The 25,020-nt window shown below is 66.5% G+C and carries 19 protein-coding genes and 1 pseudogene; 17 read left to right on the top strand and 3 right to left on the bottom strand.

What is annotated here, in order from left to right:
• Positions 1 to 281: 281 nt before the first annotated feature.
• From DB708_RS09350 to proB, 16 genes are all read left to right on the top strand, one after another.
• The gene (locus DB708_RS09350) at positions 282 to 2,225 is read left to right on the top strand and encodes a 2-oxoacid:acceptor oxidoreductase subunit alpha (RefSeq protein ID WP_108921691.1); all 1,944 of its coding nucleotides are present in this window, start codon (positions 282 to 284) and stop codon (positions 2,223 to 2,225) included.
• Positions 2,222 to 3,316 (top strand): 2-oxoacid:ferredoxin oxidoreductase subunit beta, encoded by a 1,095-nt coding sequence (locus DB708_RS09345; protein ID WP_108921680.1) that lies wholly within the window; start codon positions 2,222 to 2,224, stop codon positions 3,314 to 3,316. The genes DB708_RS09350 and DB708_RS09345 overlap by 4 nt, the downstream gene beginning before the upstream one ends.
• A 4-nt stretch (positions 3,317 to 3,320) precedes the next feature.
• Positions 3,321 to 3,920 (top strand): molybdenum cofactor guanylyltransferase, encoded by a 600-nt coding sequence (mobA, locus tag DB708_RS09340; protein ID WP_409347580.1) that lies wholly within the window; start codon positions 3,321 to 3,323, stop codon positions 3,918 to 3,920.
• Between the two features lie 1,112 nt (positions 3,921 to 5,032).
• A complete protein-coding gene (locus DB708_RS09335; protein WP_108921678.1) occupies positions 5,033 to 5,560 on the top strand; it encodes a transglycosylase family protein in 528 nt (175 codons plus the stop codon).
• Positions 5,561 to 5,698: 138 nt separating this feature from the next.
• Positions 5,699 to 6,715, top strand: a complete 1,017-nt coding sequence (locus DB708_RS09330) for a DUF4331 family protein (RefSeq protein WP_108921690.1) — start codon at positions 5,699 to 5,701, stop codon at positions 6,713 to 6,715.
• A 36-nt stretch (positions 6,716 to 6,751) separates the two neighbouring features.
• Positions 6,752 to 8,008: a saccharopine dehydrogenase family protein gene (locus DB708_RS09325; RefSeq protein ID WP_108921677.1), complete on the top strand. Its 1,257-nt coding sequence runs from the start codon at positions 6,752 to 6,754 to the stop codon at positions 8,006 to 8,008.
• A 106-nt stretch (positions 8,009 to 8,114) separates the two neighbouring features.
• Positions 8,115 to 8,720 carry a LysM peptidoglycan-binding domain-containing protein gene (locus DB708_RS09320; RefSeq protein ID WP_108921676.1) on the top strand — a complete coding sequence of 202 codons (606 nt, stop codon included), beginning with the start codon at positions 8,115 to 8,117 and terminating at the stop codon, positions 8,718 to 8,720.
• 86 nt (positions 8,721 to 8,806) lie between these two features.
• Positions 8,807 to 11,455, top strand: a complete 2,649-nt coding sequence (locus DB708_RS09315; protein WP_108921675.1) for a valine--tRNA ligase — start codon at positions 8,807 to 8,809, stop codon at positions 11,453 to 11,455.
• Positions 11,452 to 12,888 (top strand): bifunctional tetrahydrofolate synthase/dihydrofolate synthase, encoded by a 1,437-nt coding sequence (gene folC / locus DB708_RS09310; RefSeq protein ID WP_108921674.1) that lies wholly within the window; start codon positions 11,452 to 11,454, stop codon positions 12,886 to 12,888. The genes DB708_RS09315 and folC overlap by 4 nt, the downstream gene beginning before the upstream one ends.
• Positions 12,885 to 13,268, top strand: coding sequence for a DUF4233 domain-containing protein (locus DB708_RS09305; RefSeq protein WP_108921673.1), 384 nt, complete (start codon positions 12,885 to 12,887; stop codon positions 13,266 to 13,268). The genes folC and DB708_RS09305 overlap by 4 nt, the downstream gene beginning before the upstream one ends.
• 29 nt (positions 13,269 to 13,297) lie before the next feature.
• On the top strand, positions 13,298 to 13,708 hold the full coding sequence (gene ndk, locus DB708_RS09300) for a nucleoside-diphosphate kinase (protein WP_108921672.1): 411 nt from the start codon (positions 13,298 to 13,300) through the stop codon (positions 13,706 to 13,708).
• 319 nt (positions 13,709 to 14,027) lie between these two features.
• Positions 14,028 to 16,901 carry an Rne/Rng family ribonuclease gene (locus tag DB708_RS09295; protein WP_108921671.1) on the top strand — a complete coding sequence of 958 codons (2,874 nt, stop codon included), beginning with the start codon at positions 14,028 to 14,030 and terminating at the stop codon, positions 16,899 to 16,901.
• Between the two features lie 307 nt (positions 16,902 to 17,208).
• A complete protein-coding gene (gene rplU, locus DB708_RS09290; protein ID WP_108921670.1) occupies positions 17,209 to 17,520 on the top strand; it encodes a 50S ribosomal protein L21 in 312 nt (103 codons plus the stop codon).
• A 14-nt stretch (positions 17,521 to 17,534) separates the two neighbouring features.
• Entirely contained in the window at positions 17,535 to 17,801 is a 267-nt protein-coding gene (rpmA, locus tag DB708_RS09285; protein ID WP_108921669.1) for a 50S ribosomal protein L27, read from the top strand.
• 51 nt (positions 17,802 to 17,852) lie between these two features.
• Positions 17,853 to 19,295, top strand: coding sequence for a GTPase ObgE (obgE, locus tag DB708_RS09280; protein WP_108921668.1), 1,443 nt, complete (start codon positions 17,853 to 17,855; stop codon positions 19,293 to 19,295).
• Positions 19,289 to 20,395, top strand: a complete 1,107-nt coding sequence (proB, locus tag DB708_RS09275; protein ID WP_165839788.1) for a glutamate 5-kinase — start codon at positions 19,289 to 19,291, stop codon at positions 20,393 to 20,395. The genes obgE and proB overlap by 7 nt, the downstream gene beginning before the upstream one ends.
• Before the next feature lie 2 nt (positions 20,396 to 20,397).
• Here the strand turns inward: proB and DB708_RS09270 are convergent, their stop codons facing one another.
• Positions 20,398 to 21,042, bottom strand: a complete 645-nt coding sequence (locus DB708_RS09270) for a TetR/AcrR family transcriptional regulator (RefSeq protein ID WP_108921666.1) — start codon at positions 21,040 to 21,042, stop codon at positions 20,398 to 20,400.
• Between the two features lie 92 nt (positions 21,043 to 21,134).
• Here DB708_RS09270 and DB708_RS09265 point away from each other — a divergent pair, with 92 nt between their 5' ends.
• The gene (locus tag DB708_RS09265; RefSeq protein ID WP_108921665.1) at positions 21,135 to 22,403 is read left to right on the top strand and encodes a cytochrome P450; all 1,269 of its coding nucleotides are present in this window, start codon (positions 21,135 to 21,137) and stop codon (positions 22,401 to 22,403) included.
• Here the strand turns inward: DB708_RS09265 and DB708_RS09260 are convergent.
• Positions 22,400 to 23,245 carry an SIR2 family NAD-dependent protein deacylase gene (locus tag DB708_RS09260; RefSeq protein WP_108921664.1) on the bottom strand — a complete coding sequence of 282 codons (846 nt, stop codon included), beginning with the start codon at positions 23,243 to 23,245 and terminating at the stop codon, positions 22,400 to 22,402. The two genes, DB708_RS09265 and DB708_RS09260, sit on opposite strands and share 4 nt — an antisense overlap.
• Before the next feature lie 191 nt (positions 23,246 to 23,436).
• Positions 23,437 to 25,020 (bottom strand): annotated as a pseudogene (locus DB708_RS27605) (PE family protein); the annotation flags it as partial.

The raw sequence follows: 25,020 nt of genomic DNA, 5'->3' as shown, positions 1-25,020 counted from the left end.
CCGGGTGATCGCCCGATTCCGGGATGCGAAATACGCCCGTCGGCAACGTGACCAATACCACAGTTTTGTGTCGTACTCACCAGTAGGACCGCGTTGATCTCGTGTTTTGCCTAAGATATTGGTAAGTACGCGCCGCCAGAGACGTTCTTAAGAAACGAAAACGAGTGCAATAATTGGTACTACCAGTCTCATACAAACGTACGAGCCTGGGACCCCTTTGACGGCGCGTAACCTGAAGCTTCGGCAGAGTGCCTGTCCGGTAACAAATGGAAGGCGGAGACGTGGACCCGAACGGCAGCGGAGCCGGGTCAGATTCTCATGGTGGGTCGTCGGACCGTCAGCGCCTGGAACAGGTTGTCATCCGATTCGCCGGTGACTCCGGTGACGGAATGCAGCTGACCGGTGACCGGTTCACCTCGGAGGCCGCGCTCTTCGGCAACGACCTCGCGACTCAGCCGAACTATCCCGCCGAGATCCGTGCCCCCGCAGGCACATTGCCCGGAGTCTCGTCCTTCCAGATTCAAATCGCCGACTACGACATCCTGACCGCCGGCGACCGGCCGGACGTGCTGGTCGCGATGAATCCGGCCGCGTTGAAAGCCAACCTCGGCGATCTGCCGCGCGGCGGAATGGTGATCGCGAATTCCGACGAATTCACCAAGCGCAACCTGACCAAGGTGGGTTATGTAGCAAACCCGCTGGAGACCGACGAGTTGTCCGACTATGTCGTGCATTCCGTCGCGATGACCACGCTGACGCTGGGTGCCGTCGAGACGATCGGCGCGTCCAAGAAGGACGGGCAGCGCGCCAAGAACATGTTCGCGCTGGGCCTGCTGTCGTGGATGTACGGACGACCGATCCAGACCAGCGAGAACTTCATCCGGGAGAAGTTCGCCCGCAAGCCCGACATTGCTGAGGCCAACGTGCTCGCCCTCAAGGCGGGCTGGAACTACGGCGAAACCACCGAGGCTTTCGGCACTACCTACGAGGTCTCCCGGGCGACCCTGCCCACCGGTGAATACCGTCAGATCTCCGGCAACACCGCGCTGGCCTACGGCATCGTGGCCGCCGGTCAGCTGTCCGGCATTCAGGTCATGCTCGGCAGTTACCCGATCACGCCGGCGTCGGACATCCTGCACGAGCTGTCCAAGCACAAGAACTTCAATGTGATCACCTTCCAGGCCGAGGACGAGATCGGCGGCATCTGCGCCGCGATCGGCGCCTCCTACGGCGGTGCACTGGGCGTCACCAGCACTTCCGGACCGGGTATCTCGCTGAAGTCCGAAGCGCTCGGCCTGGCCGTGATGACCGAACTGCCGCTGCTGGTTGTCGACGTGCAGCGGGGCGGGCCTTCGACCGGGCTGCCCACCAAGACCGAGCAGGCTGACCTGCTGCAGGCGCTGTATGGCCGCAACGGAGAGTCGCCGGTGGCGGTGCTGGCGCCGCGGTCGCCGTCCGATTGCTTTGAAACCGCTCTGGAGGCGGTGCGCATCGCGCTGTCCTACCACACGCCGGTGATCCTGTTGTCCGACGGCGCAATTGCCAACGGCTCGGAGCCGTGGCAAATCCCAGACGTCGGTTCGCTGCAGCCGATCACGCACACCTTCGCCAAGCCGGACGAGCCCTTCCAGCCGTATGCCCGCGACCCGGAGACGCTGGCCCGCCAGTTCGCCATTCCGGGCACTCCCGGGCTGGAACACCGGATCGGCGGCCTGGAAGCCGCGAACGGTTCGGGCGCGATCTCTTACGAGCCGGTCAACCACGACCTCATGGTCCGGTTGCGCCAGGCCAAGATTGACGGCATCACGGTGCCCGACCTGGAAGTCGACGACCCGACCGGTGATGCCGAGCTGCTGCTGATCGGCTGGGGCAGCTCCTACGGCCCGATCGGTGAGGCCTGCCGGCGTGCCCGGCGCAAGGGCATCAAGGTCGCCCATGCACACCTGCGTTATCTCAACCCCTTCCCCGCCAACCTCGGCGACGTGCTTCGGCGCTACCCGATGGTGGTGGCACCCGAGATGAACCTGGGTCAGCTGGCGATGCTGCTGCGCGCCAAGTACCTGATCGACGTGCAATCCGTCACCAAGGTGCACGGCCTTGCGTTCCTCGCCGACGAGATCGGACGGGTCATCCGCGCCGCGCTGGCCGGGACGCTGGCCGAAATCGAGCAGGACAAAGCGATGGTCGCCAGAATGGCGGCAGCAACGGTTGGAGCTAACGCATGACAAGCGGGATCGCTGGCGACCTGGCAGGCACAGACCTCGGCTTGACCCCAAGGTTGAAGAAGAACGACGGCGTGCCCACCACGGATCAGCCGCAGAAGGGCAAGGACTTCACCAGTGACCAAGAGGTCCGCTGGTGCCCGGGCTGCGGCGATTACGTCATCCTCAACACGATCCGCAACTTCCTGCCCGACCTCGGGTTGCGCCGCGAGAACATCGTGTTCATTAGTGGCATCGGCTGCTCCAGCCGCTTCCCCTATTACTTGGAGACCTACGGCTTCCACTCGATCCACGGCCGCGCGCCGGCGATCGCGACCGGCCTGGCGCTGTCCCGCGAGGACCTGTCGGTCTGGGTGGTCACCGGCGACGGCGACGCCTTGTCGATTGGCGGCAACCACCTGATCCACGCGCTGCGCCGCAACGTCAACATCACGATCCTGCTGTTCAACAACCGGATCTACGGGCTGACCAAGGGCCAGTATTCGCCGACGTCAGAGGTCGGCAAGGTCACCAAGTCGACGCCGATGGGTTCGCTGGATCACCCGTTCAACCCGGTGTCGCTGGCGCTGGGAGCCGAGGCGACCTTCGTCGGTCGCGCGCTGGACTCCGAACGCGCCGGCCTGACCGAGGTGCTGCGTGGTGCGGCGGAGCACCGTGGCGCCTCGGTGGTTGAAATCCTGCAGGACTGCCCGATTTTCAACGACGGCTCGTTCGACGCACTACGCAAAGAGGGCGCCGAGGACCGGGTGATCAACGTCCGTGACGGCGAGCCGATTGTGTTCGGCGCCAACGGCGAATACTGCGTGGTGAAGTCTGGCTTCAGCCTGGAAGTCGCCAAGACCGCCGACGTTGCAGTACAGGAGATCGTCAAGCACGACGCGCACGCCGACGACCCAGCCTACGCATTTGCGCTGTCGCGGCTGTCGGATCAAAACCTGGATCACACCGTGCTGGGCATATTCCGGGATATCTCCCGGCCCACCTACGACGACGCTGCCCGTGCTCAGGTCGCCGCGGCCCGAGCCGCAACACCGTTCGACGCGGCCGCGCTGCAGTCACTCTTGCGCGGGCGTGACACCTGGACAGTCGACTAGGGGGCTGGCGCTCGTGTCCGATGCAGTGTCATTGGCCGCAGTGGTACTCGCCGGAGGCGAATCGCGGCGCATGGGCCGCGACAAGGCCACCCTGCCGGGCCCTGGGGGAGCCGGCACCCTGGCCGAGTATGTCGTCGGCGTCGTCGCACAGCGCTGCGATCCGGTATTCGTCGCCGCCCCGGGCCAACCGCTGCCCCCGCTGGACGCGCGCGTTATCCGTGACGAGATACAGGGGCTGGGACCGCTGCCCGCAACTGGGCGAGGACTGCGCGCGGCCGCGGAAGCGGGCGCACGGTACGCGTTTGTCTGCGCGGTCGACATGCCGCTGCTGGCAGCCGAATTGATCGACGAACTCACGGCGCTCGCCACCAAGACAGACGCCGAAGTGGTGTTGCCGTGGGACGGCCGCAGCCACTACCTGGCCGCGGTGTACCGCACCGACCTGGCCGACCGGATCGACGCGCTGGTGGCCGCCGGTGAGCGCAAGATGAGCGCCCTGATCGACGCGTCCGACGCCCAGCAGATCGTGCTGCCGGATTCGCGCGCGCTGACCAACGTCAATACCGACTCCGAGTTCCGCGCCCTGGTGCAGCCCGGAGCCTGAAGGGGTGCCGGCTACTTTCGGCGCAATTGGCATTAAAAGCTTCCGTCTTTTGCATTTCTCGGTATACACACTTCGCTTAAATGCGTGACGAGTTAACTGCGTTTTATCCCATTCCGTTATTGGCGTGTCGAGGATAGCCCCTCCATTGTGTACTCCTCTAGCAATAATTTCGCGCACTGGTCGCTGCTGCGGAACGGATCACCTTGGGACAGAAGGGATTTCGAGCGTCTGACCGGCTAGCGCGGGCCACCCCGGCGATCGAAACCAGGTCGCCGCTCAGGACAGTAGCTACGGGAATTTCCTCAGCAAATTGTTTTGTGCAAATGCTGGTGATGCAGCGTGCGCGGTTGCGTGAGCGGCGGTGGGCTGCGCCGCATCGGCGGCCCAGCGGGGTAGTTCGATGCATGAGTCCGGCTAAAGCCTTTGAAGCACTGCGCAACTCGCCCGAAACGGCGGCGGGGACATGTTTACCAGATGCCAATGAGCGCTTGGTCCGGATGTCCCTCGTCGACATGAGTGAATGGCGTTGCTGCGAGGCATGTTTGGACTGATAGGCGCAGGCTTCTACGAGTCGATCCGGCTCCAGGTGAACCGATCAAGAAGCCGACGTTATCGGGCGCTGGATCGCCGCTGATCGGGCTTCAACGGCAGCGAACCGGGTCGGTGCTTGACCGCATGGCAAATGCGTGGCCCAGCTCACAAAATGGACGTGATTCGAGTCACGATTGCACTCTGATCTTGACCTGGGAGTTTTCACGGAAACGGCGCAGTTGACCTGCAAGAATATTTCTCAGTTGGCACCGTAATCTACTTGTTATTGTTCCGAGATATCGGCGTGTCGGATATGACGAATGCTGCCCGGTCCCCTACGGTCCCATTTAGCCCGAAAGGGGTTAAAGAAAATTTAATCCACGGACCCGTGCGTGAGCGGGGCTGCGGACGGCGATGGCCGCCCGACAGCCAGCGGTTTTTGAACCGCTGGGCAGATCATGCCCTCGCTGCCGTGCCGAATCGAGACGGCACGTCCCAGAGCACCCATTTCCACATCACGAAGTACCTAAACCCGCCTCGGTGGGTTTGCTTTGGCGCGCGCGCACCGCGAAAGGAACACTTTGAATAACGTCCGTAAGACGCTCGTCCTCGCTGTGATCACAGGATCGCTGGTGACGCTTTCGTCCGCCACCGCCAGCGCGGATGTGCCCCCGCCGCCTCCGGCTCCTGACGCGCCCGCGCCCGCGGGCTTTGACGCGCCGCCGCCTCCGGCACCGGACGCTCCGCCGCCTGCACCGGTGGGCTTTGACGCACCGCCGCCGCCTCCGGCACCGGATGCACCGCCGCCGCCCGCTCCGGTGGGCTTTGACGCGCCGCCGCCTCCGGGCCCGGACGCTCCGCCCCCGCCGATCAGGGCGTACAGCGTGAACTGGGATGCCATCGCGCAATGCGAGTCGGGTGGCAACTGGGCGATCAGCACCGGCAACGGCTACGGCGGTGGCTTGCAGTTCACCCCGAGCACATGGCGCGCCAACGGCGGGTCGGGTTCCGCGGCCGGCGCCAGCCGTGAGGAGCAGATCCGGGTGGCCGAGAACGTGCTGCACTCGCAGGGGATCGGCGCGTGGCCGGTCTGCGGTCGGCGCGGCTAACCGTCAGGCGGCCTTGCTGCTATAGCTAAGACAGAAAATGCCGGGCCTCGTGCCCGGCATTTTCTGTTGATCACCACTGGGTGCGCCGACAGGTTAGGTTGACGACGAACGAGACAAGACGTGGAAAGGGTTCTGTATATGTCCAACCACTTCACCGGCCTCAGTCTCGGACCGCCGCTCGGCGACCAGCGCCTCGACCTGTGCGACCTGTACGCGTTCCAATCGCCGACCGACAGCTCGCGGACCGTTCTGATCCTCAACGCCAATCCGGAGGCCAACGCGCTGCATCCGGATGCCATCTATCGGGTGGCGATCGACACCGACGGCGACCTGATCAACGACATCGCGTTCAGTTTCGTGTTCTCCACGCCGGTGGACGGCACACAGACGGTCGATGTGTTCATGGCCCGCGGTGAACAGTCCCGTTCGCCCGAGCCGGTCGGCGAGCAGATCTTCACCAGGGTGGAGGTGTCGTTCGGAACGCAGCCGAACGTCGCCGTCGCCGGCGACATCACGTTCGCCGCCGGTGCTCGCAGCGATGCCTTCTTCTTCGACTACGACGGCATCAAGAACTTGTTCGACATCAGCGGCAAGCGGAACTTCACGGCTCTTCATCTGGCCGCACTCGCCGGCAAATCGCCATGGACCGGTCAGGACTCGAATACCGCGGCCAATGTCTGCTCGATGGCGATCGAGCTGCCGACCAGCGCGCTCGGCGCGGCGGGGCCGATCCGGATCTGGGGGCGGTGCAGCTTGCGCGAGAACGGCTCGCTGAACCATGTGGACCGAGCCGGACACCCGTCGGTAAGCAGTTTCTTCAACACCGACGACACCAAACTCGAGTACAACGCGAGCGAACCCCCGAACGACTGGAACCGCTGGCTGGACCAGTTCGTCCATCTCATGGGCCACACCGGCGGCTACGACCGCGAGGAGGCCATCGCCGCGATCGAGAAGGAAGGCACGCTGCCAGACATGCTGACCTTCGATCCGGCCAAACCGGCCCGATACCCGAACGGTCGGGTGTTCACCGACGACGTCATCGACTACCGGTTGGCGTTCCTCACCAAGGGCGAGTGCCCGCCGTCGGGCCTGTCGCCTCATACGGACACCCTGACCGAGTTCCCGTACCTGGGTCCGCCTCACGCCCGGTAGCCGAAGGCCCGATCTGGACCGGGTACCGTCGCGACGATGACCGCATCGGGGCGTGAATTCGACATCGTGCTGTACGGGGCGACCGGCTTCGTAGGCAAACTCACCGCCCAATACCTCGCACGCGCCGGAGCCGGTGCGCGGATCGCCCTGGCCGGCCGGTCAACAGACCGATTGCGCGCCGTTCGCGACAGCCTGGGGGAGGCCGCGCAGTCCTGGCCTGTTGTGAGCGCCGATGCGGCGTCGCCGTCGACGCTGAATGAGATGGCTGCTCGCACCCAGGTCGTCGTCACCACCGTCGGGCCCTACGCCCAATATGGGATGCCGTTGGTAGCGGCGTGCGCCGCGGCCGGCACCGACTACGCGGACTTGACCGGTGAGGCGATGTTCATCCGCGAGGCAATCGACCTTTATCACAAGCAAGCCGCCGACTCCGGAGCCCGCATTGTGCACTGCTGCGGGTTCGACTCCGTTCCTTCCGACATGACGGTGTACGCGCTGTACCGGGCGGCACAAGACGACGGCGCCGGCGAACTCGGCGATACCAGCTTTGTGATGCGCAAGTTGGTGGGCGGGCTCTCCGGCGGGACGGTCGCGTCGATCATGGGCGTGCTGCGAGCCGCGTCCAGTGACCCCGAAATACGCCGTCAGCTTGCCGACCCGTACACGTTGAGCACCGATCGCGTCGCCGAACCCGAACTCGGCCGGCAGCCCGATCTGCCCTGGGGGCGGGGTCGCTACATTGCGCCGGAGCTGTCCGGTGTCTGGACGGCAGGATTCTTGATGTCGTCGATCAATACCCGAATCGTGCGACGCAGCAACGGATTACTGGATTGGTCGTACGGTCGGCGATTCCGCTACAGCGAACACATGAGCCTGGGTTCGTCCCCGTTGGCGCCGGTGGCGTCCGCCATCATGGCCGGTATCGGCAACGCGTCGTTTGAGCTAGGCAGCCGCTACTTCCGGCTGCTGCCGCGCCCGCTGGTGGACCGCATCACACCCAAATCCGGCACCGGCCCGGGCGAGCGCACCCGCGACCGCGGTTACTACCGCCTGGAGACCTATACCACCACGACCAGCGGCGCGCGCTACGTCGCGAGGCTCGAGCAGCGGGGAGACCCCGGCTACAAGGCGACCTCGGTGTTGCTGGGGGAGTGCGGCCTTGCGCTCGCTCTGGATCGTGCCAAGCTTTCGGGTCTGCGTGGTGTGCTCACTCCGGCGGCCGCAATGGGCGACGTTTTGCTGGCCCGACTGCCTGCCGCCGGCGCGACTCTGCGCACCGAACGGCTGGATTAGCTCGCTGCCACAACGGTTTTCACCTCGATTCCCGAGGGTTTCGATCGCGCCCAGCGAGGTATGCCAAAGCGGACGAAATGCAGAGGGACGACGAGAGGGGAATGTCATGTCGGACACGCTTACCGAAGGACAGCAGCTGCAGAAGGGACAATCGCTGGCCTCCGCCAACGGGGCCTATACCCTCGCGCTGCAAGACGACGGCAACCTCGTGCTGGCAGCCCGGGGCGAGGCGGTCTGGGCGACGGCGACCAACGGCCAGGAGGTGGTGCGCGCCGAAGTGCAGCGCGACGGCAACTTCGTCCTGTACGCGTCGGACAAACCGGTGTGGCACACCGATACCCAAGGCAAGAAGGACGTCCGGCTCGTTCTTCAGGATGACTGCAATCTGGTGCTGTCTGCCGCCGATGGCCCGGCGTGGTCCACCCACACCGAGACCGACGGACCCCCGCCCCCCGCGCCGGCGCCCGAGCCGGGCGCCGCGGATGTGACGATCGCCACGGTCGAGCCGATCGCCGAGCCCGCACAAGAGCCCGTCGCGGACGCTGCCGCCGGACCCGTGCACCGCAAGTACACCGTCGTCTCCGGCGACACGATGTGGGCCATCGCGGAGCGCTTCTACGGGGACGGCAGTAAGTATCGGGTGATCGCCGACGCCAGTGGCGTCACCGATCCCGACCTGGTCCACCCAGGCCAGGTGCTCACCATTCCCTGATCGGGACGGCCAAACCGAGAGTGACCGAGCACTCGCGTGTTCGGGCGCTTACACGCGGCTCTATCGCGGTTCCTAGAATTGACCGAGTGACCGCCAGCCCCAGCTCTGCCGCCGACCTACCCAAGTCGTGGGATCCAGGTGCGGTGGAGACCGCGATCTACCAGAAGTGGGTGGACGCCGGCTACTTCAAGGCGGACTCGACGAGCGGCAAGCCCGGCTACTCGATTGTGCTGCCGCCGCCGAACGTCACGGGCAGCCTGCACATGGGCCACGCGCTGGAACACACGATGATGGATGCCCTGACCCGCCGCAAGCGGATGCAGGGATACGAGGTGCTGTGGCAGCCGGGGATGGACCACGCCGGTATTGCTACTCAGAGCGTGGTGGAAAAGCAGCTCGCGATCGACGGCAAGACCAAAGAGGACTTCGGTCGCGAACTCTTCGTCGACAAGGTCTGGGACTGGAAGCGTGAGTCCGGCGGCGCCATCGGGGGCCAAATGCGGCGCCTCGGCGACGGAGTCGACTGGGACCGCGACCGGTTCACGATGGACGAGGGCCTATCGCGTGCGGTGCGCACAATCTTCAAACGGCTCTACGACGCAGGGCTGATCTATCAAGCCGAGCGGCTGGTCAACTGGTCGCCGGTGCTGCAGACGGCGATCTCTGACCTCGAGGTCAACTATGTCGACGTCGAAGGCGAACTGGTGTCGTTCCGGTACGGCTCGCTGGACGACTCGCAACCGCACATCGTGGTCGCCACCACCCGGGTCGAGACGATGCTGGGCGACACCGCGGTGGCGGTGCATCCGGACGACGAGCGTTACCGCCACCTGGTCGGCACCACGTTGCCGCACCCGTTCATCGATCGGCAGCTCATCATCGTCGCCGACGAGCACGTGGACCCCGAATTCGGTACCGGCGCAGTCAAAGTCACGCCCGCTCACGATCCGAACGACTTCGAGATCGGGCTGCGCCACGAGTTGCCGATGATCTCGATTCTCGACACCAAGGGCCGGATCGTGGACACCGGAACGCAATTCGACGGCATGGACCGCTTCGAGGCCCGCGTCGCGGTTCGTGAGGCGCTGGCGGCCCAGAGCCGGGTGGTCGAGGAGAAGCGGCCCTACCTGCACAGCGTCGGGCACTCGGAACGCAGCGGCGAGGCGATCGAACCCCGGCTGTCGCTGCAGTGGTGGGTCCGGGTGGAATCGCTGGCCAAAGCCGCCGGCGACGCAGTGCGTAACGGGGACACCGTGATTCACCCCGCCAGCCTGGAGCCTCGTTGGTTCGCCTGGGTGGACGACATGCACGACTGGTGCATTTCGAGACAGCTGTGGTGGGGCCACCGCATCCCGATCTGGTACGGGCCCGACGGCGAACAGGTGTGTATCGGCCCGGACGAGACCCCGCCGGAGGGCTGGGAGCAAGACCCCGACGTGCTGGACACTTGGTTCTCGTCGGCGCTGTGGCCGTTTTCGACTCTGGGCTGGCCGTCGCAAACTCCGGAGCTGGAAAAGTTTTACCCGACAAGCGTTTTGGTGACCGGGTACGACATCCTGTTCTTCTGGGTGGCGCGGATGATGATGTTCGGCACGTTCGTCGGCGCCGACGAAGCGATCACGCTCGGCGGCGCCCGCGGCCCGCAGGTGCCGTTTACCGATGTCTTCCTGCACGGGCTGATCCGCGACGAATTCGGTCGCAAGATGAGTAAGTCCAAGGGCAACGTGATCGACCCGCTGGACTGGCTGGAGTTGTTCGGGGCCGACGCGTTGCGGTTCACGCTTGCCCGCGGCGCCAGTCCCGGCGGCGACCTGTCCGTCGGTGAGGATGCCGTCCGAGCCTCGCGCAACTTCGTCACCAAGCTGTTCAATGCCACCCGGTTCGCCTTGCTGAACGGGGCGCGGCTGGCTCCGGTGCCGCCGGTCGCCGAGCTGACCGACGCCGATCGGTGGATCTTGGGGCGGCTGGAAGAGGTTCGCGCTGAGGTTGATTCGGCTTTCGACAGCTACGAGTTCAGCCGGGCCTGCGAAGCGCTCTATCACTTCGCGTGGGACGAATTCTGCGACTGGTACCTCGAAGTGGCGAAGGTGCAACTTGCCGACGGGCTCACCCAGACCACCGCGGTGCTGGCCGCGGTGCTCGACACGCTGCTGCGGTTGCTGCAGCCGGTCATCCCGTTCGTCACCGAGGAACTGTGGCAAGCGTTGACTGGCGAGGAGTCCCTGGTGATCGCCGAGTGGCCGCGGCCGTCCGGCATCAGCCTGGATGCTGTTGCCGTGCAGCGTGTCAGCGATATGCAACGACTGGTGACCGAAGTTCGTAGGTTTCGCAGTGACCAGGGTCTGGCCGACCGGCAGAAAGTGCCGGCCCGGCTGGCTGGTGTCCAGGACAGCGATCTGAGCACTCAGGTGGCTGCCGTCACGTCGCTGGCGTGGCTCACCGCGCTGGGCCCGGATTTCCGCGCGTCGGTGTCCCTGGAAGTGCGCCTGCGCGGCGGCACCGTCGTCGTCGAGCTCGACACGTCGGGCGCCATCGACGTCGCGGCCGAACGTCGTCGCCTCGAAAAGGATCTGGCAGCGGCGCAGAAGGAATTGGCTTCCACCGCAGCAAAATTAGCCAATGCTGACTTCCTGGCCAAGGCGCCAGATCAGGTCGTCACCAAGATCCGCGACCGTCAGCGATTGGCTCAAGAGGAGACCGGCCGCATCAACACCAGGCTGGCCGGGCTGCAATGACCGACCAACCCGACTGGAGCCCGGCCACCAGCGTGGCTCCGACGCCGGATGAGATCGCCTCCCTGTTGCAGGTCGAGCATCTGCTGGATCAGCGCTGGCCCGAGACGAAGATCGAACCGAGCCTGACCCGGATCAGCGCCCTGATGGACCTGCTCGGTTCGCCGCAGCTCGGCTATCCGTCGATCCACGTCGCGGGCACCAACGGCAAAACCTCGGTGGTGCGAATGATCGACGCGCTGCTGACCGCGCTGCACCGGCGCACCGGCCGAACCACCAGCCCGCATTTACAGTCGGCGGTCGAACGCATCGCGATCGACGGAAAGCCAATCAGTCCAGCAGAATACGTCGCGACCTACCGCGAGATCGAGCCGTTCGTGCAGATGGTCGACGCGCAGTCGCAGGCCGCCGGTGGTCCGGCGATGAGCAAGTTCGAGGTGCTGGTCGCGATGGCGTTCGCGGCCTTCGCCGATGCGCCCGTCGAGGTCGCGGTCGTCGAGGTGGGTTTGGGTGGTCGTTGGGACGCCACGAACGTGATCAATGCACCCGTCGCGGTGATCACCCCGATCGGCATCGATCACGTGGAATACCTCGGCGCGGACATCGCCGGGATCGCCGGTGAGAAGGCGGGCATCATCACGAAAGCCCCGGACGGCGCTCCTGACACCGTCGCGGTCATCGCGCGACAGGTGCCCGAGGCGATGGAAGTACTTCTGGCGCAATCTGTTCCGGCCGACGCAGCAGTAGCTCGTGAGGATTCCGAGTTCGCGGTGATGGGCCGTCAGGTCGCGATCGGCGGGCAGGTGCTGCAGCTGCAGGGTCTTGGCGGGGTGTACTCCGATGTGTACCTGCCGCTGCATGGTGAGCACCAGGCGCACAACGCGGCGGTGGCTCTCGCGGCGGTCGAGGCCTTTTTCGGCGCCGGCGCGCAGCGGCAACTCGACATCGACTCGGTCCGGGCCGGCTTTGCCGCCGTCACCAGCCCCGGCCGGCTGGAGCGCATGCGCAGCGCACCCACGGTTTTCATCGACGCCGCGCACAATCCGGCTGGAGCGGCCGCGCTGGCGCAGACTCTGGACAGTGAATTCGACTTCCGATATCTGGTCGGGGTCCTCAGCGTCATGGCTGACAAGGACGTCGACGGCATCCTTGCCGCGCTGGAGCCGGCGTTCGATTCCGTGGTCGTGACCCACAACGGATCGCCGCGGGCACTCGATGTCGAGTCACTGGCGCTGGTAGCCCAGCAGCGCTTCGGGCCTGACCGGGTGCTGACCGCCGAGAACCTGCGCGACGCGATCGATGTTGCGACCGCGCTGGTCGACGAGGCCGCCGCAGACGGAGAGGGCGGGGAGTTTTCCGGTACGGGGATGGTGATCACCGGTTCGGTTGTCACCGCCGGGGCCGCGCGGAGCTTGTTCGGGCGTGACCCGGAATGACCGATAGCGACCAGCAACCGCCGCCCGCGGACCCTTGGAAGAGCTTTCGGGGCGTGATGGCCGCGACGCTGATCTTGGAGGCGATCGTGGTACTGCTGGCAATACCGGTAGTCGGCGCGGTGGGCGGTGGCCTGAACGGGGCCTCGCTGGGCTACCTGGTCGGGCTCGCCGCGTTGCTGATCCTGCTGTGCGGGGTGCAGGGCAGACCGTGGGCGATCTGGGTGAATCTGGCTGTTCAACTGCTGGTTCTCGCCGGATTCGCCGTCTACCCGGGGGTGGGATTCATCGGTCTGCTGTTTAGCGGGCTGTGGCTGCTGATCGCATACTTCCGCGCCGAGGTCCGCCGGCGCCAGGAGCAAGGGCAAATACCGCCGGGCTGAGCGCCGATTGATTCTGTACGCTGTGCGCCGTGACCGAACGGACCCTGGTACTGATCAAGCCCGACGGCGTCGAGCGCCGGCTGATCGGCGAGATCATCGACCGCATCGAGCGCAAGGGCCTCAACATCGTGGCGCTCGAGCTGCGCTGCGTAAGCAAGGAGCTGGCCACCCAGCATTACGCCGAGCATGAGGGCAAGCCGTTCTTCGGGTCGTTGCTCGACTTCATTACTTCGGGCCGTGTCGTGGCGGCAATCGTGGAGGGCCCGCGGGCGATTGCGGCGTTTCGCCAGATCGCGGGGGGTACCGACCCGGTGGACAAGGCCACGCCCGGCACCATCCGCGGCGATTTCGGGCTGGAAACGCAGTTCAATCTGGTGCACGGATCCGATTCGATCGATTCGGCCAAGCGCGAAATCGCGCTATGGTTTCCCGGCGCTTAGGCCCCTGGACTTCCGACCGCATTGCCGGGTTCCAGGTCAGGCTCGTTTGGGCCTGCGGCGTGATGTGGGATACTGACAAAGGGTGAACGTCGCCGGACCGGCGGCAGACACCCGAATGAAGACTTAGACAAGCGCGACCATTGCCAGCTCGCAATGTAGCGCCGCATGTCAGGCCGACATTCAGCACGGCGCCGGGTTGGTTCTAGCCGAGCCGCTCGGGGCGAGACCATCACAAGTCCGGGAGAAGTGACCCGGGTACATAGCGAAGCCCTCGCGTGGCCGCGTCGACATGACGCGCCCGGGGGCTTGAGGAGAATACGTGATAGACGGTGACCAAACTTCAGACCCTTCAGCAACGCCTGCCCAGGAAGACCTCCCAGACAAACTGAGAGTCCATTCGCTGGCACGAGCGCTGGGAACCACCAGTAAGCGTGTGCTGGACGCGCTGAGCGCACTGGATGGACGAGTCCGCAGCGCGCATTCCGGTGTGGACTACGAGGACGCCGTCCGGGTGCGTGATCTGCTGTCGCCCCGGCCGCCGGAGAACTTGGTGGCCTTCAGTAACGCCGAAGCACCCACGTCCGGCGAACCCGAGTCCCGGCTGATGCTCGAGACCGCGATCGAGCGCCCGGCGTACATGCCGCTGTTCGTCGCGCCGCAGCCTGTTGAGCCCAAGAACGACACCAGGGCTGACACGAGCGCCGACACCGACGACACCGACGATTCCGACGGTGATGACGACGATGACGATGACCAGGGCGATCGGCCGGCCAACCGGCGGCGACGCCGGGGCCGGCGGGGACGTGGCCGCGGCCGCGGTGAACAGGGCGGATCTGACCAGGACGACGACGGTGACGGCGAACCGCGCGGTTCGAAATTCGCCGATTCGGATGACTCTGACGATGCCGACGACCAGGACTCGGATGACTCCGACGACGGTGACGGCCCCGATGACGGTTCCTCGGACGGCGGCAATCGGCGTCGTCGCAGGCGCCGTCGGCGCAAGTCGGGTTCCGGTGACGACAACGAGGAAGGCTCGTCAACCGACGATCCGCCGAACACCGTGGTGCACGAGCGGGCGCCGCGCGGCAAGGGCGGCTCCTCCGACAGCGGCGGCAGGGGCAACAACGGTTCGAGTAATGCCGAGATCAAGGGCATCGACGGGTCGACACGGCTGGAGGCCAAGCGGCAACGGCGCCGCGACGGGCGCGACGCCGGACGGCGTCGCCCGCCGGTATTGACCGAGGCCGAATTCCTGGCGCGTCGTGAGGCCGTCGAACGGGTCATGGTGGTGCGCGACCGGGTTCGCACCGAGCCGCCGCACCCGGGTGCGCGCTACACCCAGATCGCGGTGCTCGAGGACGGCATCGTCGTCGAGCATTTCGTGACGTCGGCGGCGTCTGCGTCGCTGGTCGGCAACATCTACCTCGGCATCGTGCAGAACGTGCTGCCCTCGATGGAGGCGGCCTTCGTCGATATCGGTCGGGGTCGCAACGGCGTGCTGTACGCCGGCGAAGTCAACTGGGAAGCCGCGGGTCTGGGCGGGGCCGAACGCAAGATCGAAAAGGCCCTCAAGCCAGGCGACTACGTCCTCGTCCAGGTCAGCAAGGATCCGGTCGGACACAAGGGTGCGCGGCTGACCACGCAGGTGTCGTTGGCCGGCCGCTACCTGGTCTACGTGCCGGGTGCGTCGTCGACCGGGATCAGCCGCAAGCTGCCCGACACCGAACGCCAGCGTCTCAAGGAGATCCTGCGCGAGGTGGTGCCGTCGAACGCCGGGGTGATCATCCGGACCGCGTCCGAGGGCGTCAAAGAGGACGACATCCGCGGGGACGTCACTCGCCTGCAGGAACGCTGGGGAGAGATCGAGGCCAAGGCGGGCGAGATCAAGAAGAAGGCGGCCGGTGCGGCGGTAGCGCTCTACGAAGAGCCCGACGTGTTGGTCAAGGTCATCCGCGACTTGTTCAACGAGGACTTCGCCGGTCTGATCGTCTCCGGCGACGAGGCGTGGACCACCATCAATGAGTACGTGAATTCTGTCGCGCCCGATCTGGTTTCGAAGCTGACGAAGTACGACCCCCCCGCCGGAGCGGAAGGCCAGCCCGGGCCGGACGTGTTCGCCGTGCATCGCATCGACGAGCAGCTGGCCAAGGCGATGGACCGCAAGGTCTGGTTGCCGTCCGGCGGCACCCTGGTGATCGACCGCACCGAGGCGATGACGATTGTCGACGTCAACACCGGCAAGTTCACCGGGTCCGGGGGCAACCTCGAGCAGACGGTCACCAAGAACAACCTCGAGGCGGCCGAGGAGACCGTGCGCCAATTGCGGCTGCGGGATATCGGCGGCATCGTGGTCATCGACTTCATCGACATGGTGCTGGAATCCAACCGCGATCTGGTGCTGCGCCGGCTGACTGAGGCGCTGGCCCGTGATCGCACCCGTCATCAGGTCTCCGAAGTAACGTCGCTGGGTCTGGTGCAGTTGACTCGCAAGCGGCTGGGAACCGGTCTGATCGAGGCGTTTTCGACATCGTGCCCCAACTGCGGCGGCCGCGGCCTGCTGCTGCACGGCGACCCGGTCGATTCGAGTTCGGCGCCCGCGCGCAAGTCGGAACCCGGCGGCCGGCGAGGTAAGCGGTCGAAGAAGAACCGATCCGAAGAGCCCGCCGACCAACCCGCCGTGGCGAAGGTGCCCGTGCACGCGCCGGGCGAGCATCCAATGTTCAAGGCGATGGCCACTCGCGAAAACGGCGACTCCGACGAGACCGACGAGACCGGCGAGGAAATTGCCACCGAGGTCGACGAGCAGACCACGACGCAGCGTCCCACTGGCCTCGACGACACCGACCAGGATGACTTCGAGGACAGCGAAGACGACGCCGACGAAGAGGACACCGAGGACGACGCCGACGAAGAGGACACCGACGACGACGCCGACGAAGAGGAGTCGGTAGACGAGGATCTCGACGAAGACGAGGAGGATCTCGTCGACGATGACGAGGACCTTGACGACGATGACGAGGACCTCGACGACGACGATGACGACGAGGACTTTGACGACGACGATGACGAGGACCTTGACGAAGACGAGAACGGCGACGCGGACGGGGCCGACGGCGGATCAGGCTTCGGACGTCATCGCCGCCGCCGCGCTGCGGGTCGGCCGGCTGGCCCGCCCGTCCACGCGGACTGACCGGATCTGTAAGTGCCAGGACAGGGCGCTTCTTTCCGTTGCCATAAAGCGCCCGCGCGGGCGGGCTGCCCAGGCCTTGGGGCGCGTCACTGTTCGCCGAGGCGGGCCGGCGGCTCGCCAGGGTGCTGGTTTGACCCTGTAGCCGCTGGTCACGTACCCTTGGACAGTTGTCGTCACGCCGGGCAGCTGACTTCGGCCGACGACAGCGGGACTCCCGAGCAATCGGCGCAGATCCGCAACCCAGACCCACCACGCGCATTTCAGCTTGCACGCGCGCGGAAGACGCGAGGAAGAGGCAGGAGCAACGATGGCGACCTACGCAATCGTCAAGACCGGTGGCAAGCAGTACAAGGTCGCCGTCGGTGATGTGGTCAAGGTCGAGAAGCTCGAATCCGAGCCCGGCGCCAAGGTGTCGCTGCCGGTCGCGCTGGTTGTCGACGGTGCCACCGTCACTTCCGACGCCGCCGCGCTGGCGAAGGTCGCGGTGACCGGCGAGGTGCTCGAGCACACCAAGGGCCCGAAGATCCGTATCCACAAGTTCAAGAACAAGACCGGCTACCACAAGCGTCAGGGCCACCGTCAGCGGCTGACGGTCCTGAAGGTCACCGGAATCAAGTAGCGGAGGCGACAGACATGGCACACAAGAAGGGCGCTTCCAGCTCGCGCAACGGTCGCGACTCCGCCGCCCAGCGGCTCGGCGTCAAGCGGTTCGGCGGCCAGATCGTCAAGGCCGGCGAGATCATCGTCCGCCAGCGTGGCACCCATTTCCACCCCGGCGTGAACGTCGGCCGTGGCGGCGACGACACGTTGTTCGCCAAGGAAGCCGGCGCCGTCGAGTTCGGCGTCAAGCGCGGGCGGAAGACCATCAGCATCGTCGCGGCCGCGCAGAGCGCCGACTAAGCATCGTGAGTGTGTGCCTGGCTCGCTAGGCACACACTGAGAGGACCCCCGATGCCTAGGTTTGTCGATCGAGTCGTCATCCACGCGCGGGCAGGTTCCGGCGGTAACGGCTGCGCCTCTGTTCATCGCGAGAAGTTCAAGCCGCTCGGCGGCCCCGATGGTGGCAACGGCGGCCGCGGCGGCAGCATCGTCTTTGTTGTGGACCCCGCGGTGCACACCTTGCTGGACTTCCATTTCCGTCCGCATGTCACCGCCCCTGCGGGCAAGCAGGGGATGGGCAGCAATCGCGACGGAGCCACCGGTGCGGATTTGGAAGTCAAGGTTCCCGACGGCACCGTCGTGCTGGACGAAAACGGCCGTCTGCTGGCCGATTTGGTCGGTGCGGGCACGCGCTTCGATGCCGCCGCCGGCGGCCGCGGCGGGTTGGGTAACGCGGCGCTCGCGTCGCGCGCCCGCAAGGCGCCCGGCTTCGCGCTGCTGGGTGAGCCCGGCCAGGCCCGCGATCTCACCCTGGAACTCAAGACTGTTGCCGATGCCGGGCTGGTCGGTTTTCCCTCGGCGGGCAAGTCGTCGCTGGTATCGGTGATCTCGGCGGCCAAACCCAAGGTCGCCGATTACCCGTTCACCACACTGGTTCCCAATCTCGGTGTCGTCTCGGCCGGCGAGCAGTCTTTCACCGTCGCCGACGTGCCCGGCTTGATCCCGGGCGCGTCCGAGGGCCGCGGCCTGGGCCTGGATTTCCTGCGGCACATCGAGCGGTGCGCGGTGCTGGTGCATGTCGTCGACTGCGCCACCGCGGATCCGGGTCGCGACCCGATCTCCGACATCGATGCGCTGGAAGCCGAACTCGCTGCGTACACGCCCACACTGCAAGGTGATGTGGCATTGGTCGACCTGGCCGAGCGGCCGCGGGCGGTGGTGCTCAACAAGATTGACGTGCCCGAGGCGCGCGAGCTCGCCGAGTTCGTCCACGACGAGATCGCCGAGCGCGGCTGGCCAATATTCTTAGTGTCGACGGCAACCCGGGAAGGGCTGCAGCCGTTTATTTTTGGGCTCTGGAAGATGATTTCGGAGTACAACGCATCGCGCCCGGCGCCGGTGGCGCGTCGCCCGGTGATCCGCCCGGTGCCCGTCGACGAAAGCGGTTTCACCGTCGAGCCCGATGGCGAAGGCGGCTTCGTGGTCACCGGCGCACGTCCCCAGCGCTGGATCGGCCAGACCAATTTCGACAACGACGAAGCGGTGGGCTATCTCGCCGACCGCTTGGCGCGCCTGGGCGTCGAGGAGGAACTGCTGCGGTTGGGCGCACAACCCGGCTGCGCAGTGACCATCGGCGACATGACATTCGACTGGGAGCCGCAGACCCCTGCGGGACAACAGGTTCCGCTGACGGGCCGCGGCACCGATGCGAGGCTGGAACGTACCGAGCGCGTCGGCGCCGACGAGCGTAAGGCCGCGCGGCGTCGGCGTCGCGAACGCGGTGAAGAATTGTGAGCGCCCACCGCGAAGCGGTCCGCACCGCTCGCAGCCTGGTCGTCAAGATCGGGACCAACGCGCTGACCACACCGTCCGGGGTGTTCGACGGGGGCCGCTTGGCCGGGCTGGCAGATGCGATCGAGGCGCGGATGAAAGCCGGCACCGATGTCGTCATCGTTTCCTCGGGTGCCATCGCCGCCGGCATCGAGCCACTCGGATTATCGCGTCGTCCAAAGGATCTGGCGACCAAGCAGGCCGCGGCCAGCGTGGGTCAGGTCGCGCTGGTCAACGCGTGGAGTGCCGCGTTCGCCCGGTATGGCCGCACGGTCGGACAAGTGCTGCTGAGCGCCCACGACATTTCGATGCGGGCCCAGCACACCAATGCCCAACGCACCCTGGACCGGCTGCGCGCGCTGCATGCGGTCGCGATCGTCAACGAAAACGACACCGTGGCCACCAACGAGATCCGGTTCGGCGACAACGACCGGCTGTCGGCGCTGGTGGCCCATCTGGTCGGAGCCGAGGCCCTGGTGCTGCTCTCCGACATTGACGGGCTCTATGACACCGATCCGCGAAAGACCAAGGGGGCGCGCTTCATTCCTGAAGTCGCCGCGTCCTCGGATCTTGACGGTGTGGTGGCAGGCCCGGGTAGCGCATTGGGCACCGGGGGAATGGCGTCGAAGATGTCCTCGGCACTGCTCGCCGCCGACGCCGGGGTGCCGGTACTGCTGGCCGCGGCGTCGGATGCCGCGACGGCGCTCACTGACGCCTCGTCGGGCACGGTGTTTGCGGCTCGACCACAACGGATGTCGGCCCGCCGTTTCTGGCTGCGTTATGCCGCGGATTCGGCTGGGTCACTGACTCTCGACGAGGGTGCCGTGCGGGCCGTGGTGGGGCAACGGCGCTCGCTGCTCGCCGCGGGCGTCACCGCGGTGTCCGGGCGATTCCACGGCGGCGACGTCGTCGAATTGCACGGACCGGACGCGACCGTGGTGGCCCGTGGTGTGGTTGCCTACGATGCGGCCGAGCTCACCGCCATCATGGGCAAGTCCACCTCCGAGCTGCCCGAAGAACTACGCCGGCCCGCGGTGCATGCCGACGACCTCGTTGCGGTCTGAGGTTAGTACGCGGTTTTGAGATACAAAGTAGCCCAGATTATTTCGGCCAAAGTGGTGGCTAGCTCTGCGTCGTAGGAGTCCGGCGCGCTCGGAAGATTCTGCTGGCATGCTCGCTCCACCATCCAGGTCAGTGCGCTGGCCGTGCTGCCCGCCGGTAACTCCGGGCGGATCGAGCCGTCGGCCTGGCCGTCTTCGATGACCCGAGTCAAGCGCCCGGTAATCGCGGTCAACAGATTGCGATAGGTCGCGCCCACGACCGCGTCGTAGGCGGCCATCTCGTTCAGCGCGACGAGTACCGGCTGATGCCGCCGATAGCTGGCGACGAGGCCCGCCATCGCCGCGCGGACGTCGGCGGGATCGCGCCGCTCGGCCACGCTCCACCACCGATTCGCGCTCTCGGCCAGATCGGCGAACACCTGGCCGGCGAGCCGGCGCAGCAGGTGTCCCTTGTCCTCGAAGTAGATGTAGAAGCTGGCCCGTGAGATACCGGCCTCGGTCGACAGCCGGTCCACGCTGAGTTCGGTGAAGCTGGCTCCGCCGCGCATCAGCCGCTCCGTGGCGTCGAGCAGCCGGCGCTCCATCTCTTCGCGCCGCTGCTGGCGCGTGTGCTCACGCTTGGGCTGCGCCTTGCGGGTGACCGACGGCATTTGCCGAGCATAACCGACCATTCAACATATTGACTAGACATAGTGTCTAGGCATATTGTTCGACGAAGTTCACGACGGGCGGAGGATCAACGATGGCAGTGCTGACCGGACGGTCCAGCCGTCCCCGTGCCTACGACGCGATTGATCTGTCGTCGCGGGAGTTCTGGTCGACGACGGCCGCCGACCGGGAGCGCTCGTTTGCGGTGCTACGGGCCGAGCGGCCGGTCAGCTTGCATCCGCCGGTCGAGGACGCCCTGATGCCGGACCCCGATGATCCCGGTTATTGGGCGGTCACCCGGCACGCGGACATCGTCACGGTCAGCCGCGACAGCGAGGTGTTTCTGTCCGGCAAGGGGGTGATGTTCGAGAGCATTCCGGTGGAGCTGCTCGAGGCATCGCAATCCTTCCTGGCGATGGACCCGCCCCGGCACACCAAGTTGCGCAAGCTCGCCCACGCCGCATTCACGCCACGGCAGGTGCGCCGCATCGAGGAATCGATCCAGGCGAACGCCAAGACCATCGTCGAGGAGCTTCGCGACGCGGGAAGCGGTGCGGATTTCGTCGATCTCTGCGCCAAGGAGCTGCCCATCCGCACGCTCTCGGACATGGTGGGCATTCCGGATTCCGAGCGCGAGCGCATGGCACATGCCACCGACGCGCTGGTGTCCTGGGCCGACCCCGAGTTCCTCGACGGCCGCCCCGCACTGGAAGTCATCTTCGAGCAGCAGATGTACCTGCATCAGGTTGTCGGCACACTCGCCGCCGAGCGGCGCGAGAACCCGGGCGAAGACCTGATCAGCAGTCTGGTGCATGCCGAGGTGGACGGCGACCGGCTGACCGACACCGAGGTGGCGGCTTTTTTCGTGCTGCTCTCGGTCGCGGGCAACGACACCACGCGCCAGACTATGAGTCACAGCCTGAAGGCGCTCACCGATTTCCCGGATCAAAGGACTTGGCTGCTAGCGGATTACGAGAACAGGATCGGCGTGGCGGTCGAGGAGTTCGTTCGCTGGGCGACGCCGGTCATGACGTTCCGCCGCACGGCGGCAACCGATTTCGAGCTCGCAGGCCAGAAGATCGCCGCGGGAGACAAGGTGGTGATGTTCTACTCGTCCGGCAACTGGGACACCGAGGCATTCACCCGCCCGGACCACTTCGACCTCAGCCGCAGTCCTAACCCACATGTCGGGTTCGGCGGTGGCGGACTGCATTTCTGCCTCGGCGCCCACGTGGCACGCGCGCAGCTGCGCGCGATCTTCGGTGAGCTGCTGCGCCAGTTGCCCGAAATTCAGGCAAGCGATGCGACGTACGTGGCGGGCAATTTTGTACACGCCGTGCGCAGCCTGCCGTGTGAGTTCTAGCGCAACGCCAGCGGCGCCAGCTCATCGGCAAGCAGCACCAGCAGTTCTGAGCACCACCCGTCGAGCTTGAGGGTAGCCAGTTCATCTCCACGGGTAGGGCCGCGGTTGACGATGGCGACCGGGATGCCGAGCGCGGCTGCGTGCCGCACAAATCGGTAGCCGGAGAAAACGGTCAGCGACGAGCCCGCGACCAGCAGCGCCTCGGCATCGTCGACCAGTGAAAAGGCATGTGCAACAGTATCTTTAGCCACACTTTCGCCGAAGTAGACGATATCTGGCTTGAGCATGCCGGCGCAGCGTGGACAGTCGAGATACTGGAACGACGTGGTATCGGCGACGACAGCGTCGGCATCGGGCGCCACGGCCAGCCCACCGATCGCCTCGGCGCGCTCGATGAACCCGGGGTTGAGCGCCTCGAGCTCCGCGGCGAGCGCGGCCCGGCTCATGGTGTGGCCGCAACTCAGGCAGATCATCTGCGCGTAGGTGCCGTGCAGGTTGATCACGTTTTCGCTGCCGGCCTTGGTGTGCAGCAGGTCGACGTTCTGGGTGATCACGCCGGTCACCACCCCGGCCTGCTCCAGCGCGGCCAGCGCACGATGCCCCGCGTTGGGTTGGGTGTCGTCCATGTGCCGCCAGCCGACATGGTTGCGCGCCCAGTACCGCTGTCGGAACACCGGATCCGAGGTGAACTGCTGGATGGTCATCGGATTGCTCGGCGGCGAATCAGGCCCGCGATAGTCGGGAATGCCCGAGTCGGTGGAAATCCCCGCGCCGGTCAGCACCGCGATCCGGCGTCCGGCCAACAGCGCGACCAGTTCCGGAGCTTCGGGGCGGCTAGGCACGTATTCGAGAGTACGGACTCGGCTTCGTGCAGACCGTCGATCGCCTCGCCGAGCGCACTATGGAACGAATCTGCAATGTTGGCAACCGAGTTGCCAACCGAAGCCGAGATTCCAGCGCCGACGAGATGCTGGGAGAAGCGCAGCGCGGTGTAGTGGCCGAAACAATGCCGGCGATTCAGCTATCGGTGTTGCTATTTCGAGCCCGAAATTCCTTTTATGATTATTTCGAGGAGCTTCGAGTACGTCCCGCGCCGTTTCGCTATCGGGATATTGGGGATACGGACAGGGGGCGGGACAAAGGGCTTCGGCGTGGGTTCGGATTTTGGCTCATCGCGCGTGCCGTCTGGTCCGTTTTTACCCTTCGCCCCGGCAGTGCCCGAGTCGCCGGCGGTTCCACCGGTGTTGGCTTCTCCGCCCGCTCCGGCTTTACCCCCAGCGCCACCGGTTCCGCCCTTTCCGCCAGGGCGGCCGGTGCCTGTGCCGCCGGCACCGCCGTCGCCGCCGTCGCCGCCGTCGCCGCCTGTGGCACTGGCCGTGCTGCTCTCCTGGTCGGAATTGAGCCCGCCGACGCCGCCGACGCCGCCGGCCCCGCCTTTGCCGCCATTGCCACCGGGGGTGTTGGCAGGTCCGTTGCCGCCGTTACCGCCTTTACCGCCTTTGCCGCCGACACCGGCTTCGCCACCGGCAGCGGCCTCGCCGTCGCCGTCGCCTGCGTTCCCGCCGGCGCCGCCAGCGCCGCCGGTCCCGCCGCTGCCGCCCGCTAGGCCCTTACCGTTAGCGCCGTCGGTGCCGGTCCCTCCGGCGCCACCTGCACCGCCAGCCCCTCCGGCGCCGTTGGTGCCGCCATCACCCGCAGCACCGCCGGCCCCGCCGACTCCGCCGGCCCCGCCCGCGTTGCCGGGCTGACCTGCCCCGGCTGCACCGCCAGAACCCTTGCCGCCAGCGCCGCCGCTCCCGCCGGCGGCACCGGCACCACCAGCACCGGCAGCGCCGTCCTCACCACCCGTACCACCGGTGCCCGCTTCGCCACCCGCGCCGGCCGCACCACCCGCACCGCCGGCGCCGCCAGCACCACCGGTACCGGTCAGGTTGCGTGCACCGTTGCCGCCGGCACCACCGTCTCCACCAACGCCGCCTTTACCGCCGGATCCGTTCACGCCGCCCGGACTGTCACCACCAGCCCCGCCGGCGCCACCGGCACCACCAGGGATTCCCGCTCCGCCGGCACGCCCGGAGTCTGCTGCAGCATGGATACCGGCGATACCTCTGCCGCCGTTGCCCCCATCTGCGCCCGCACCGCCGGCGCCGGGGGCACCGGCTTCACCACCAGAACCCCCAGTACCCGCAGCGCCACCGACACCGCCAGCACCCGCGGCGCCACCAGTACCGGCCGCGCCGGCCAAACCACCGCCGTTGCCGCCGCGGCCCGAGGCGCCGCCGGCCCCACCGTCACCACCATTGCCGTTGACGCCCCCCACGCCACTGTCGCCACCAGCACCCCCGGCGCCTCCCGCACCGCCGCGATACCCCGGACCACCCGAGTTGCTGGTGCACGCAGGACCGACCGCGCCGGCACCGCCGGAACCCCCGGTGCCTCCGGCGCCGCCGGTGCCGCCGGCGCCGGCAGCACCGGCCACACCACCAGAACCCCCGGTGCCCGCCGCACCACCGGCACCCGCTTTCCCGCCGACTCCGCCAGCACTACCCGCGCCACCATCACCGACGGGATTGTTGAAGCCCGCCGCACCCGCGCCCCCTTTACCACCAGCCCCACC

Origin of the sequence: Mycobacterium montefiorense (assembly GCF_003112775.1) — a bacterium.
GTDB lineage: Bacteria > Actinomycetota > Actinomycetes > Mycobacteriales > Mycobacteriaceae > Mycobacterium > Mycobacterium montefiorense.
Note: the sequence above shows the minus strand (reverse complement) of the source record. Positions and strands in the feature narration are given on the sequence as shown.